General features: G+C 40.3%; 17 protein-coding genes. 2 read left to right on the top strand and 15 right to left on the bottom strand.

Going from position 1 to position 14,237, the window contains the following annotated elements; all coding sequences use genetic code 11:
• Positions 1-8 precede the first annotated feature (8 nt).
• Positions 9-1,172, top strand: coding sequence for a MalY/PatB family protein (locus BN1082_RS07545; RefSeq protein ID WP_090632862.1), 1,164 nt, complete (start codon positions 9-11; stop codon positions 1,170-1,172).
• A gap of 379 nt (positions 1,173-1,551) precedes the next feature.
• Here the strand turns inward: BN1082_RS07545 and BN1082_RS07540 are convergent, their stop codons facing one another.
• The 7 genes from BN1082_RS07540 to BN1082_RS07510 form a co-directional block, all read right to left on the bottom strand.
• Positions 1,552-1,929: a PH domain-containing protein gene (locus BN1082_RS07540; RefSeq protein ID WP_090632860.1), complete on the bottom strand. Its 378-nt coding sequence runs from the start codon at positions 1,927-1,929 to the stop codon at positions 1,552-1,554.
• A gap of 97 nt (positions 1,930-2,026) precedes the next feature.
• On the bottom strand, positions 2,027-3,439 hold the full coding sequence (gene gndA, locus BN1082_RS07535; protein WP_090632859.1) for an NADP-dependent phosphogluconate dehydrogenase: 1,413 nt from the start codon (positions 3,437-3,439) through the stop codon (positions 2,027-2,029).
• A gap of 6 nt (positions 3,440-3,445) precedes the next feature.
• The gene (locus BN1082_RS07530) at positions 3,446-4,579 is read right to left on the bottom strand and encodes an alanyl-tRNA editing protein (protein WP_090632857.1); all 1,134 of its coding nucleotides are present in this window, start codon (positions 4,577-4,579) and stop codon (positions 3,446-3,448) included.
• 532 nt (positions 4,580-5,111) lie between these two features.
• Positions 5,112-5,453, bottom strand: coding sequence for a hypothetical protein (locus BN1082_RS07525; protein WP_090632855.1), 342 nt, complete (start codon positions 5,451-5,453; stop codon positions 5,112-5,114).
• 213 nt (positions 5,454-5,666) lie between these two features.
• Positions 5,667-6,215: a superoxide dismutase family protein gene (locus BN1082_RS07520; RefSeq protein ID WP_090632853.1), complete on the bottom strand. Its 549-nt coding sequence runs from the start codon at positions 6,213-6,215 to the stop codon at positions 5,667-5,669.
• Positions 6,216-6,714: 499 nt separating this feature from the next.
• Positions 6,715-6,921, bottom strand: a complete 207-nt coding sequence (locus tag BN1082_RS07515; RefSeq protein WP_090632851.1) for a hypothetical protein — start codon at positions 6,919-6,921, stop codon at positions 6,715-6,717.
• Between the two features lie 89 nt (positions 6,922-7,010).
• Positions 7,011-7,598, bottom strand: a complete 588-nt coding sequence (locus BN1082_RS07510; RefSeq protein ID WP_425412135.1) for a peptidylprolyl isomerase — start codon at positions 7,596-7,598, stop codon at positions 7,011-7,013.
• 263 nt (positions 7,599-7,861) lie between these two features.
• Here BN1082_RS07510 and kapB point away from each other — a divergent pair, with 263 nt between their 5' ends.
• The gene (gene kapB, locus BN1082_RS07505) at positions 7,862-8,242 is read left to right on the top strand and encodes a kinase-associated lipoprotein KapB (RefSeq protein ID WP_090632848.1); all 381 of its coding nucleotides are present in this window, start codon (positions 7,862-7,864) and stop codon (positions 8,240-8,242) included.
• Positions 8,243-8,490: 248 nt separating this feature from the next.
• On the opposite strand, the gene kapD is transcribed toward kapB, so the two are convergent.
• From kapD to BN1082_RS07465, 8 genes are all read right to left on the bottom strand, one after another.
• Entirely contained in the window at positions 8,491-9,111 is a 621-nt protein-coding gene (kapD, locus tag BN1082_RS07500) for a 3'-5' exonuclease KapD (protein ID WP_090632846.1), read from the bottom strand.
• Between the two features lie 147 nt (positions 9,112-9,258).
• Positions 9,259-9,642: a hotdog fold thioesterase gene (locus BN1082_RS07495; protein ID WP_425412119.1), complete on the bottom strand. Its 384-nt coding sequence runs from the start codon at positions 9,640-9,642 to the stop codon at positions 9,259-9,261.
• A gap of 117 nt (positions 9,643-9,759) precedes the next feature.
• Positions 9,760-10,017, bottom strand: coding sequence for a hypothetical protein (locus BN1082_RS07490; protein ID WP_090632842.1), 258 nt, complete (start codon positions 10,015-10,017; stop codon positions 9,760-9,762).
• 137 nt (positions 10,018-10,154) lie between these two features.
• A complete protein-coding gene (locus BN1082_RS07485; RefSeq protein ID WP_090632839.1) occupies positions 10,155-11,663 on the bottom strand; it encodes a leucyl aminopeptidase in 1,509 nt (502 codons plus the stop codon).
• A gap of 314 nt (positions 11,664-11,977) precedes the next feature.
• Positions 11,978-12,688: a 3D domain-containing protein gene (locus BN1082_RS07475; protein WP_090632838.1), complete on the bottom strand. Its 711-nt coding sequence runs from the start codon at positions 12,686-12,688 to the stop codon at positions 11,978-11,980.
• Positions 12,689-12,813: 125 nt separating this feature from the next.
• Positions 12,814-13,131, bottom strand: coding sequence for a YuiB family protein (locus BN1082_RS07470; RefSeq protein WP_090632836.1), 318 nt, complete (start codon positions 13,129-13,131; stop codon positions 12,814-12,816).
• A gap of 159 nt (positions 13,132-13,290) precedes the next feature.
• Positions 13,291-13,425 (bottom strand): YuiA family protein, encoded by a 135-nt coding sequence (locus tag BN1082_RS27365; RefSeq protein WP_176699683.1) that lies wholly within the window; start codon positions 13,423-13,425, stop codon positions 13,291-13,293.
• A 156-nt stretch (positions 13,426-13,581) separates the two neighbouring features.
• The gene (locus BN1082_RS07465; RefSeq protein WP_090633238.1) at positions 13,582-14,064 is read right to left on the bottom strand and encodes an NUDIX domain-containing protein; all 483 of its coding nucleotides are present in this window, start codon (positions 14,062-14,064) and stop codon (positions 13,582-13,584) included.
• Positions 14,065-14,237 lie beyond the last annotated feature (173 nt).

Raw genomic sequence — 14,237 nt, 5'->3', positions numbered from 1 at the left:
GTGCTGAAATGACGATATTTAATGAAAAAATTGACCGTTTAAAAACAGCCTCCGTTAAGTGGGAACTAATGAAAGACATTTTTGGAGAAGAGGAGCTTTTACCGATGTGGGTGGCTGATATGGATTTTAAGCCTCCCCAAGCGGTGATCGATGCATTAACAAATCGAGTAGAACACGGTGTTTTCGGATACACCTTTGTACCAAACTCTACTGCGTCCGTAATTCAGGCTTGGCTTAAAAAACGGCATAATTGGCAGATTGAACCTTCCTGGGTCCGTTATACCAGTGGGGTAGTTGAAGCCATCAGTGCTGCGATTTGTGCTCTTTCGAAAGAGGGAGACACAGTGATTGTACAATCCCCCGTTTACACGCCTTTTTTCAATATGATTGAATGGAATAAGCGGACGGTTGTGAATTCTCCACTCCGATTGGTTGAGCATAAGTATGAAATTGATTTTGAAGGGCTTGAACAGGAGCTGCAAAAGGGGTGCAAACTCTTCTTGCTGTGCAATCCCCATAATCCCGCGGGAAGGGTATGGACAAAGGACGAATTGTTACGAATTGGCAAATTGTGTTTACAATACGATTGTCTCATTCTTTCTGATGAAATTCATTCAGATCTGATTTTCAAAAAATATCGTCATATTCCAATGGCTTCATTGAGCAAAGAACTTTCTGAAAAAGTGGTAACCTTTATTTCACCAAGTAAAACCTTCAATTTAGCTGGGTTACAGGCATCTGCAGTCATTATCGAAAACGAAGCACTCAGAGAACAGTTTAATGAAGAATTAAAACGACGCGGCTTTTCTTCGTTAAATACCTTTGGCATTTTGGGGATGGAGACCGCTTATCAGCACGGGGAAGAATGGCTTGAGGATCTAATCGACTATTTGCAGGAAAATAGGACATATGCAATCAATTATTTGGCCGATCATCTACCTAACATTCACTGCATTGACTCGGAAGGAACCTATCTCCTCTGGTTAGACTGCCGAAAGTTGAAACTAAGTGACGAGGAATTACGAAATCTATTGATCAAAAAAGGGAAATTAGCACTAGAACCGGGCAATAAATATGGACCGGGTGGCGAAGGTTTCGTCAGAATGAATCTTGCCTGTCCAAGGGAAATACTGAAGGAAGGCCTCGAAAGACTAAAAATAGCATTTACATAATTCGAAGATGGCCTATGAAGATTGAAAATGGTCGTTGATTCACTCTCAACGACCATTTTCTCACTTTTTTCTTCAAAACGGGCTTTGATCCGCTCTCTCAACGACCTTTTCCTCTCTTTTTTCTTCAAAACGGGCGTTGATCCGCTTTCTCAACGACCTTTTGTTCTCTTTTTCCTTCAAAATGGGTGTTGATCCGCTTTCTCAACGACCTTTTTCTCTCTATTTTCGTCAAAACGGGCGTTGATCGGCTTTCTCAACGACCTTTTTCTCTCTATTTTCGTCAAAACGGGCGTTGATCCGCTTTCTCAACGACCTTTTGTTCTCTTTTTCCTTCAAAGCGGGCGTTGATTCGCTCTCTCAACGACCTTTTACAAGTTTCTTATTTAAGCACATATTCAGCTAAAACGCTTTGGAGTTCATATATATTTAAGCTGCGATTGAATTGTTTCTGCAGTGGAACGGCATCACCTGATATCCAAATCTTCAATTCGGCGTCCAAATCGAAGTGGCCCGCTGTTTCAATACTGAAATGAGTAATACTTTTATAAGGAATCGAATGATATTCCGTCTTTTTCCCTGTTATTCCCTGCTTATCCACCAATATTAATCGTTTATTCGTAAAAATAAACAAGTCACGAATCAATTTATACCCTTTTTCAATCGTTTCATTTGGTGCGAGAATTTTTGCAAATTCCTTTTGTATTTCTACTGTATTTACCTCCGAGGCATTTCCCATCATTCCATCGAAAAGTCCCATCAATAACCACACCTTTCTCTTTACTATTAATAAGTATACATTTTATTGAAAATATTAAAAAGTCAGGCGGTTCATAACCTCGCCTGACTTTTTCTGTTTAGATGTGAAGCCAATCTGTATGGAATGTACCTTCCTTATCAACCCGTTGGTAGGTATGGGCACCAAAATAATCGCGCTGTGCTTGAAGTAAATTGGCAGGAAGCGCAGCAGTACGATAGCTGTCATAATAGGAAAGTGCACTAGTAAGACCAGGAACTGGAATTCCTGATTGAATCGCGATTGACACTACTTGTCTTGCAGCATCTTGATAATCAGCAACAATCGATTGGAAATAAGAATCTAATAAAAGATTATCTAATTCCAGATTACGGTCATAGGCATCTTTGATGTTTTGCAGGAAGGCTGCCCGGATGATGCAACCACCACGGAATATCATCGCAATTTCGCCCGGCTTTAAGTTCCAATCATATTCTTCTGAAGCACTTTTTAATTGTGCAAATCCTTGAGCATATGAAACAATTTTACTTAAATATAAGGTTTTGCGAATAAGTTCAATAAACTCTTTTTTATCCCCTGAAAATTCCTTTTTGGCAGGTCCAGTTAATATCTTACTTGCCTTCACCCGCTCTTCCTTCATCGCTGAAAGAAAACGTGAGAAAACAGATTCAGTAATAATCGACAACGGCACACCAAAGTCAAGGGCACTCTGACTTGTCCATTTTCCTGTCCCCTTTTGTCCGGCCGTATCAAGAATGACATCGACCAATGGTTTGCCTGTTTCTGAATCTTTTTTTGTAAAAATATCAGCGGTGATTTCAATTAGGTAACTATCCAACTCGCCTTGATTCCACTCACTAAACACTTCATGAAGCTCATCAGTCGATAAACCAAGAAGCTCTCTCATGATATGATAAGCTTCGCAAATTAATTGCATATCACCATATTCAATTCCGTTGTGAACCATTTTGACATAATGTCCTGCACCATTTGGACCAATATATGTACAACATGGATCCCCGTTAACCTTGGCAGAAATAGCCGTTAAAAACGGTTCTACTGCTTCATAAGCTTCTGGCTGTCCACTCGGCATGATGGCTGGTCCTAACAGCGCACCTTCTTCCCCTCCGGAAACACCTGCACCAATAAATAAAATTCCCTTTTTTGCAAGATCATTGTTTCTGCGAATAGTATCTTTAAAGAAGGTGTTCCCCCCGTCAATGAGGATATCCCCTTTATCCAAATACGGAAGTAGTGATTCAATTGCTTTATCTGTAATAGGCCCGGCGTTTACCATGAGGAGAATTTTACGCGGACTTTCTAATGATTGCACAAATTCCTCTATGTTTGTGGTACCAAATATATTTTTTTCTTTATTATTTTCCACAATTTCATTTACTTTTTCAGCGGATAGGTCATAAACTGCAACAGAGAAACCTCTACTTTCAAAATTTAAGGCAATGCTTCTGCCCATTACTCCGACTCCTACTACACCCACTTGTTGTTTTTTCAATCTGTATCATCCCTTCAAGCTGCTAATGTATTTTACTATTTTACAGTATAAACGAAAACATACACACTTACTAAAAGTGTGCTTATTCATATTTTCTAATCTTTCTGCTCCTCTTGCACAAACGAGTTGCAGTCGATTATCATTTTCCGCGACAAACAACACCAATGAATCTGCTTTTTCAGCCGTAATCAATCGTGCCAATTTCTGAAGTTCCTGAATGGTACGATTTTGAAAAACTTCGCTTAAGATTGGCTCATTATTTTTTTCTATTAATTCCCTTGCTTCAAATTGAACTAAACCTTCATGAGCTTTTTCCAGTTCTTTCTCCAGTACCTTTCCATTATTAAGAAGCCGTACTACAGCCTGTTCCATTTCTAGTTCCGGGGCATTAAGTAGCTTCGTAAGTTCGAGCAATACTCTTTGCTTGCGGTCAAACTGCGACAGAACACGGTCCCCGCATACAAATTGAATGCGTGTCTTTTTCTTTTGTCTTTCCCAATCGAGTATTTTTATGGCTCTCACTTCTCCGGTGGCTTTTGGGTGCGTTCCACCACAGCCGTTATAGTCATAATCCGGAATCATCACGAGCCTAATATCCTCTTTTACCTTTGTTTCTTTACGTAACGGAAATTTCGACAGTTCTTCCTCTGTTACCCAGCGTGTTTCAATAGGCCAGTTTTCTAATATAATCCGGTTAGCAAGTTCCTCTGCATCTTTCGCTTCCTCTAGTGATAAAGTTTCCGTATCAAGATCTACTGTTAAGATTTCGTTCCCAAGATGGAAGCCAACCGTCTTGTACTGAAACAAATTGTCAAAGGCCGCTGATAAAATATGCTGTCCAGCATGCTGCTGCATGTGGTCAAAACGCCGTTCCCAATCAATTACACCATTGATTTCTTTGTTTATGTCATCTAACGGGCTATCGAGGAAATGACGAACTTCTCCGTCAACTTCTTCAACATTTACTACTTTTTGATTACCAAGCATCCCGGTGTCATGGGGCTGACCACCACCGGTTGGATAAAACGACGTTTGATTGATTACCAAATACCAATTTCCCGCCTCATCTTGCTCTTGTTTTATAGGGCGAGCTGAAAATGATTGTATGTATGCATCTTTGTAATACAATTTGTTTTCCATTTTTACGTCTCCTGTTGGATTTCTAAATCGTATATCTTTACCATTCATTTTCAATAAAAATGAAAAATAAATCAAGTCTAAAAACAAAAAGCGCAAGCGCCTTGGTCAGCCCCGATATTAGGGAGACTTGGCACTGATAAGTGCCTTAGTCTCCCTTAATGCGCACAGAAGGCGTTAGTCTTCTGTAGCCAAGCATAAGACGAGCCGGCAGGATGCCAGACCACTGCATAATCATCTTTGCAGGCATGCGACGAGGTGAACATTAACTTCTCCGATTTTGCTTTGCCGCAGGAGCAAGAATCAATTTATATAAATTAATTGGCTTATGACCTCGAGGGGCTAGGCGCTCCGCCGAAAAACTCACGTTTTTCGGCGTGCGAGGTATCGTTTCCGAAGCTTACTCTTATGGAGCTGGATTCAGCAAACTAAATCAAAGTTATCCACACCTAATTGAATCTCTAAATTCCTAAGCCATAAAAAACCTGCCCATTCAACGGTGAAGAGACAGGTGACCTTAAAGTGAAATTGATGATTACTTCTCTTCTTTACGTTGACCAGGGTATGGCTGCATTGGCTGCATTGGCTGCATTGACGGTTGACCGGCTGAAGGATGCCCTGGCATCTGCTGCGGGTATCCAGTTGATGGATAACCATGCATACCATATGGATAACCTGCATGGTGGTGATGCATATGATGAGGATATCCCCCTGGCATATGTGGATAACCTGTTGTTGGGTAGCCCCCCATTTGTGGATATCCTCCCGGCATCTGAGGGTGCCCCATTTGTGGATATCCTCCCGGCATTTGAGGGTGCCCCATTTGTGGATAACCCGGCTGAGCTGGAGCTCCTCCGTAATATTGTCTTTTTGCCATCACAATCGCCTCCTAATAGTTTTCATGTTAGTGTATGTCTCCCTTTTGGGATAAGCTTAGATTTTTACCCATGAAAAAAAAAAATAGGCGAAAAAAATAGAACAAACAAAGGTAAAGGGCACTATAAAAGTGCCCTTTAAAGTAAACGCTCTGATAAATTTTGTTGTTGATTTGCGCTCCAATCAACAGTGTTACAAATCGGCCCATACTTTTTTATCTTTTTTCTTCTTGAGCCTCTCTTTGCCCTTTTTTAAGCTTTGAAATTTCACCGCAAGCAATTCTCTTTCCTGAATTCCCTGAAGGCTGCGTCATTCCATCATCTTTTTGGGCAGTAATGACAATTGACGTTCCTGCCTTTGTAAACAATGATTTTTTCCCATCCCTTAAGGTTACATTCGGAGCCATTAACTCCGCTTTGGCAGAACCATCATCTTGAGCAATTAAGTTGGGCAAGTCACCTGCATGCGCTCCTTTAGGGTTGAGTAAACCATGGTCCTTTCCTTCAGGGTTAAAATGGTTTCCCGCCGATTTAAAATCAGGAGCTATGCATTTTCCTTTTTCATGTATATGTATGGCATGTATTCCAGGTGAAAGACCATTTACTTTCACTGCCATTTTCACACCACTTGATTGCTCCGTTAATGTTACTGACCCTACAGAATCACCTACCGCATTAAACAATCCCACATTCATCTGGGTTATATTTTTTCCTGTACAACCGACTAATAGGAAAAGTGGAAGGATGATCCAGCCTTTTTTCATATTTATGCCCCCCATGACAATTTGTCTTTATTATCAGCAATGGGGTTGTGTTGTATACAAAAAGAAAAGCGCAAGGTGCCCTTTTAGCGACGTATGGACTGGAGCGCTTCGACTGAGATAAAGGAAAATAGAAAACGGAAGCGCCTTCGGAACAAGCACAGCTTGTTCCTGCGAAGGTTATTCAAGGAAGATTTCCTTTATGCTCAGGGGCGACAGGCATAAGACGAGCCGGCTTGAAGGTTGGTTTTTAACCTTCATGACGGATTGGCTTATGACCCCGAGCCCCTAGGCGCTGAAGCTAGACAACACGGAGAGCGCAAGCGATCCGATGTTGACTTATCGTAGGGAGAAGAGCGAAGTTCACTAGTCGCTGGGCGCCTCCGCCGAAAAACTCACGTTTTTCGGCGTGCGATGTATCGCTTCCGAAGCTTACTCTTATGAAGCTGGACAATTCTCGAAGTCATAAATTATATTTAATCGCAAAAAAAAGGAGCAGCCATTACTGCTCCTTTTGCGTCGGTTGTTGTAAGATTTTTTCTTCTAATTCTTTTGCTTTTTCTGCTTCCTTTTTGGAGACCACAATAAAATACCTCATCGCTAAAATGGCTCCAATGAAAAAAATCGTAAAGCTAATCACGGCCGGAATATATTCTGATTTATCCTTTGGAAAATATAAAAAATCAGCGAGGATGAACAGATTTAACATCTTTTTTCTCCCTTCAAAAGGACTATACTTTATTATAGCAACAAAAGATGTACCGAACCAAGTGTAGCTTTCCAAAAGCAAAACTAAGATTATTGTAACACGGTAATTTTTTTAATGATGACATCCTTCTTAGGCTTATCCTTAGCATCTGTTGGTGTGTTGGCAATTTTGTCAACAACATCCATTCCATCAATCACTTGTCCAAAAACGGTATGACGGCCATCTAGCCACGGAGTACCGCCATTTTTTTCATAGGCTTTGACGATTTCTTGCGGATATCCGGCTTGCTCTATTTGCGACTTCATCGCCGGATCAAGCTTGGAGTTTTGCACGATAAAAAATTGGCTGCCATTTGTATTTGCCCCTGAATTCGCCATGGACAGTGCGCCACGTATGTTAAATAGGGAATTTGAGAATTCGTCTTCAAACGGCTTTCCCCAAATACTTTCACCGCCTGTTCCATTCCCCTTCGGGTCACCGCCCTGAATCATGAAATCCTTAATTACCCTGTGAAAAATAAGCCCGTTATAATAGCCTTTCTCACTAAGCTTCACAAAGTTTTCCACTGCTTTTGGTGCATACTTAGGGAATAATTTGATTTTTATGTTTCCCATTGATGTTTCCATTTCCACTAGTTTTTCCTGATCAGTCACCTCAGTTGAAAGCTGAGGATACATACCGTTTATCACCTGTTGCTTCCCTTCCTTCTGATCGGTTGTATTTGGTGCGGCATTCTTCGATGTTGCTTCATTTTTTGCATTGCTTGTCCCACATGCACTTAACACGAATAAGGCTATTACTAGAAGAGCCCCTAATTGCAAACATTTCCTCATTATCATCCCTCCATCTTTCTACTTTAACCAACTAAAACCATTTTTGCACTTTGTATTACATTTTAATAAAATTAAAGAGAATATTGAAGTAGTTGGGGGGATTTAAATTGACAGAATTACATGTTGGAGAAAAAGTAACAGCAATTTATAAAACAGGGAAATATATTGGTGAGATTACGGAAATACGGCCACAGCATTATTTAGTCAAGGTGTTAGCCGTTCTGAAGCATCCAATGCAGGGCGATCTCCACAATCCAAAAGATGCGAATGTGTTATTTTTCCATGAGAGACGCGCCCTTTCATACAGGGAACAAGCGAATGTTCCTAAACAAATGGTTAAGACATTTGCAAATCAAATTCCTGAATATCAAGCATCCCTAAAAGAAGCCATTGAAAAAATGAAAAAAGAATTAACTGATGACTCTTCAGAATGGGCCTTGAGGAGCTTAAAAAATATAGAAACCCTTGAGAAGGATTATTTTAAATAAAGGCTGAGTTAAAGGTCATTGTTGATTTTTGAAACCATGTTGATTGGAGCGGAAGGTGCGAGATCCTCGAAAATGCTATCGCATTTCCTTCGTGCGGTGTTGATTCAAGGATGCTGATTCAACGTCCTGCGGGAGTACGGGGCAGGGGAGCCCGCGGATGCTCGCTTCTTGAGCGCAAATCAACAGGCAAGTTTAACAAAGCCTAAATAAATAACAAAAGGCCAAATCAGGTAAAGTGATTTGGCCTTTTATGCGAATTCATTTAATAACTTTGAAAAATCAATACGATCCCCTATGGTCGTCGGTTCAGGTTTTTCCAAATAGCGTTTATCCTTTTCAATCAGACGGAATATATTATAAGTGGTTAAGGCATCATCAAGTGCACGATGGTGCCGGCCTGTTCCTTCCTTGCCATATTCCTGAACTGCCTTCCACAAGCCTGTTTGGTTTTGATCACCAAAAAAACGTTTATATTCCATAGATAAATCTAATTCTACAGCATCGAAAGGGAAATCCACTTCAGCTGTTAAACAATTATGACGAAGCACTTTCATGTCCATATTTCCCCATGTAACAATGGTTGTTTCGTAATTATTGCTGAACTCCTCCATTTTACGCACAAGCTCATAAAATGATAGCCCAGTATCAACCTGTTGCTGTGAAATATGTAAAAATGATTTACAGCGTTCTGAAAGAATCGGAAACTTTAAAGGTGTAACAAAGGAAGAAAATTGATCGGTAATTTGGTTTTCAACAACGGAAACAATTCCAACCTCGATGATTTCTGCAAAAAAATCCTTCATCCGAACATTTCGTTCTGGCATTGTAAATTCAAAATCAATAAATAAGTGCTGCCGTTTCCTTTTCATTTCCCCACCACCTTTGCAACAATTTTTACTTACTACCATTATATAAAGAAACCTGTACTAAAAATTGTGCTTTTTTTCTATTTTTTCTTCAAGTATACCACGAAACCGCCCCATTTTTTCACAATTTTCTTTCTTCTGCAAAATCATCTATTTTTTTATTTTTAATACCGCCATGGTACATCTAGAGACACAAATCAGCCGATCTTGTTCATCCGTTATTTTAATATCCCAAACCATAGTAGTTTTCCCTTGATGTAAAATCGTTCCAACCGCCGTAACCACCCCTTCAGTTTTAGGGCGGACATGGTTAGCGTTTATTTCCAATCCAGCAACTCCTTCTGAATCCTTATCGACCAATTCATAAGCACCTATGCTGGCAACAGTCTCCGCTAATGCAACAGACGCTCCTCCATGAAGTAAACCAAATGGCTGTCGAGTCCGCTTATCCACCGGCATGGTCGCGACTACTTTTCCTGACTCCAGATGAGTAATTTCAATCCCGAGTGTTTCTATCAAAGTGTCTTTAATCATTTCCATTCCTCCAAAATAAAAAATTTTTCCCCAATAAATTATGTATTCTCTTCCCGTTCATTTTTTCCTTTGTGACAAGTGAAAAAACAGCCCAAAGAGCTGTTTTTCATCTCTTTATTAATAGAAAGGGACACCAGGATAGCCAACACCTGGATAGCCTATGCCTGGATAACCTATGCCTGGATAGCCGAAGCCTGGGTAACCGAAGCCTGGGTAAAATCCCCCATAAAAAGGACGGCTCCCAATAGCTCCTCCTATGCCTCCTCCTAATAATCCGCCTAAAAACGCAAGACCACCAACTGCCAAAAAAGGCCATCCAAAGCCAATAAATCTTTGATCCGGTACAGGATACGGGCTTCTATAATATGGATACAAACAGCCTACCTCCTTTTCATCAATCCTTGCCTACACTATTTCATATGCAATTGTCAGGGGTTTGGCTTGGGCAGAAAGTCGTGGGAGTCATAAAAAACCTCTGGAGGAGTCCCAGAGGTTTTCACGTTCATTCCGCACTATTTTTCAATTGGCTCGAATCGTTCAACGAATATGGCAAGCGTCCGCGTCATGACTCCTGTAGCACCTGCAGGTCCTAGATCGTGTTCCTTTGATGTGGTTGCAGTTCCCGCAATATCAAGATGTACCCATGGAGTGTTTTCAGCAAATTCTCCGATAAACGCACCGGCAACAATCGCATGCCCCTCACTGCCTGGTGAATTATTTAAATCTGCTACCTTGCTGTTTCTTACTCTTTCCTTTTCACTTTCAAACAATGGCAATTGCCATACCTGCTCACCAGCTTCCATTGAAGCTTCTACTATTTGCTCAAATAACGGCTCATAGTTCGTCATCGCACCGGTTGTATGTAATCCAAGGGCAGTAATAACCCCACCGGTTAAGGTTGCCACATCGATTAAATATTCAGCCCCATGGTGTTTCGCATATGTGATGGCATCTGATAGGACAAGGCGTCCTTCAGCATCTGTATTTAACACTTCTATCGTTTTTCCGCTCATTGAGGTAATGACATCATCCGGTTTAAAAGCTCCACCGCTAATCATATTGTCGGTTGAAGGAATCACGGCTACAACATTTTGCTCTGGTCTAAGCTCACCGATAATTTCCATTACACCAAGAACAGAAGCAGCACCGCCCATATCCGTTTTCATTCCAACAATACCTTGCTTTGTTTTGATAGAATAGCCGCCGGTATCGAAGGTAATCCCTTTGCCCACAAGGCCGATTACATTCTTCCATTCATCTTTTCCTTGGTATTTTAGCACAATCATTTTTGGGGGCTCTTTAGAACCTTGATTGACTGCAAGAAAAGCACCCATGCCAAGCTTTTCAATCTCTTCTTTATCTAAAATTTCCACTTCGAAATCATATTTTCCAGCAAGCTCTATAGCGTAGTTTGCCATATCAGTTGCCTTCAATAAATTTCCCGGCGTGTTAACAAGTGTACGGGCAGAGTTCGTTCCCTTACCAAAAGCATATCCAACCGTTAACGCTGCATGTATTTCTTCTTTATCTTGGGCTTTGCTGTACACCGTTAGACTCTTTACCATTTTTTCCGGCTCATTTGATTTTTGCCTGTACCCAGCGAATTGATATGTCGCTAATGGAAATGCCTCACCAAGAGCATGAGCGGCATCCAATTCCTCAATTTTTTCCGTTGTAAAGGAATCCAAGTAAATAGCGATTTCTTCAAGCTTCGCTCCTTTTATTTCTTTAAAAAGCTTACCAAAGGATGCTCTAAGCTTTTCAAAGGTTAATTCCTTTTCCTTGCCAAGACCAACAAACCAAATTCTTTTTGACCCAATTTTACCAAAACTATGTACTTTGTTGATGCTTTTCACTTTTGCAGAGAGATCACCCGATTTTACAAGCTCGGTTAGTTTCCCTTCAAACTGAGCATCCAGTTTCTCTAGTGAACCAGAAAACTTTTCCGGTCTATCAAAAATACCGACTACCAATCCCTCATGTGAGTTGGACAGATCAAAATCACTTTTTACTAAAAACATATCATTTCACCTCCGGATAATTACCTTTCCATTATAGCGAAAATTATTTCGAGTGACTAATAAAGAATGCATATAATGACAGGAGGCTTATCTTAAAAATAGGCTGTGTTAAAGGTCATTGTTGATTTTTGAAACTATGTTGATTGGGGCGGAAGGCGCGAGACTCCTGCGGGAGTACGGGGCAGGGGAGACCCCACAGGCGCTTAAGCGCCGAGGAGGCTCCCAGGAACGCCCGCGGAAAGCGAAGCGCCTGGAGCGCAAATCAACAGTCACGTTTAACAAAGCCTAAAAATAAAAAACAGGCGCATGGCCTGTTACTTTCTTTCTGTCTTAATATATTGTTGGCGAAAAACCTGCATCGATTTATCTTCGTTTAACGATTGTAATTGTTCCTCGGTTAATTTTCCATTACCTATTTGAACCACATATACATCCACTTGCTTCTTACCCCAATGCTTATAAACATCATCTACCGTCTCATAGTAAAGATCCAGTTCATCACCCTTAATCGCTCCTCCCTTATCAGCAACAACCCCGTAACCATAGCCCGGGATAAATAGGATTGTTCCAATTGGGAAAATAGTCAAATCAGCAGCAACAGTCGAGTATAAATCACGTTTTACCTTAACCCCTGAATAAGTTATTCCATATTGAGGGTGACCCTGGTATTTTCCAGTTGATTCAAATCCTGCCGTATACCCTGTTGCCAATACGGTTTTTGAAGGATATTTCGACCAATCAAATGCATTTTCTAAAGTGGTTTCAGTTGCCGCAGAGGCCTTAGTTACTGACTGATTCGCCTCATGATGAATCAATTGTTTCAGATTTTTAAACACAATTCCAAGTGACTTAAATTGATGAGTAAATATTTCACTATCCTTTAGCTCTTTTTCCATTTTGAATTTGGCGAATGGAAAAAGGGTTTTTACATTCACACCTGAAATGGATTGGAAGGTCACAATTAATGCCATGCAAAATAGAACTGTCATGGCAAATCGCTTTGTTCCGCTTTTAAGATTATTCATTAAAATTTTCACTCCTCCCAAAATATTCATTCCCAAGCTGAAATGAATTATTCAAAAATGGAGGAAAAAAATTGACTTATAGTTTTTTTCATAAAAAAAGACCTTTTATCCAAAGATAAAAGATCTTAAAACATTTGATATCCGTTTTTTCTCAACATCTTAATAGTAATACCTGCAATGATGGCACCTGTAAAACCGCTAAACAAAATAAGGTTATCAGCAAGTGCTAAGGAGCTAATTCGATGTCCGAGATCCCAAAAGGCAGCTTTTGTATTGGTAAAATATTCACTAAAGCTTACTTTATCTATTATTAAAATGGCAACAAGCGGGTAAATTATCGCCATAACCCATGACATTCTTAAAATCATATTTAAAATAAACCCTATCCCGAAAAATAAAACAAAAAATAAGACCATCGAAATGATTAAAACAACAATGCTCATTTGCTATAGAATCCCCCTTTACCTGTCAACTTTAAGTGTACCTAACGTCCAAAAGGGAGTCAATACAATATGCACAGCGCTCCTGCTATAAATCTGACCAAAAAAAATAGCCCCCCGAAGGTAATTCGGAGAAGCCTGCTCGAGCTGTTTATTACAATTTTAATCCTCTAGTTCTTTTTTCTTACCTGATCCTTCACAGCAGGCACATGTTTCCGATCCCCCAAGCAGCAACTGAAAATATCCAGTACCCGAGCAATACTCACATGTTTTGGCTTCTATGCTTTTAATTTTCATCACTATTATCCCCCTTAATAATTTACTTAATTTTCTGATAATATATCAAGGATTTTCTAAAAAAGAAAGAGGGAAATTCATGCAAATAGGCGAAAGAAAACGGATACATGTTGTATTTTCTTTCATTTTCGACTGGTTGCTTTAATTTTCTAAAAATTACAAAAATAATTTATAAGAGGTATAACCGAATTGTTCTCCAGGATTTAACCCCTCAATTCCCTGTTTCACAGAAGCTTCATGTTGATGAATTAAATAGCGAAGCAAGGTCGAAGTATCTTTTTCTAGGAGCAATTTTTCTGGTGCGATAAACTTAGCTTCATAAAGCTCTTCTTCTTGATGGCTAACCTTTTCACCGTTTGTTGGAACAAGAACAAACATAATCATATTATCACTAATTTCTTTTTCGATAACACCAGTTCTAAGTCCGATTAAGCCCTTAACGGCGCAGGTAATACCTGTCTCTTCTTTAACCTCGCGGATCACCGCTTCATCTGCCGTTTCACCCTTTTCAACAAAGCCTGCCGGCAAGGACCACTGCCCTTTAAGGCCACCGTATTTCTTCTTGACAACCAGCCATCTTCCATCAACTGATTGGACAAGACCCGAAACGGCTAGCCATACTTTTCCGCGTTTTTCTATATTCCCCACAGAAATCCCCTCCTCGATTCATTACTTAATTGTACCAAAAAAGGAGACAGAATTCTCTGTCCCCTTAGCATAGGCAATTGGTTAGCTCCCTAACAAAGGCGCTTCCGCTTTTCTATTTTCCAGCTCCAGCGCCTAGGGGCTCGGGGTCATAAGCCAATCCGTCC

The organism is Neobacillus massiliamazoniensis (genome assembly GCF_001048695.1).
In the GTDB taxonomy this organism is placed as follows: Bacteria; Bacillota; Bacilli; order Bacillales; family Cytobacillaceae; genus Neobacillus; species Neobacillus massiliamazoniensis.
This window is presented reverse-complemented; position numbering and strand designations above follow the sequence as displayed.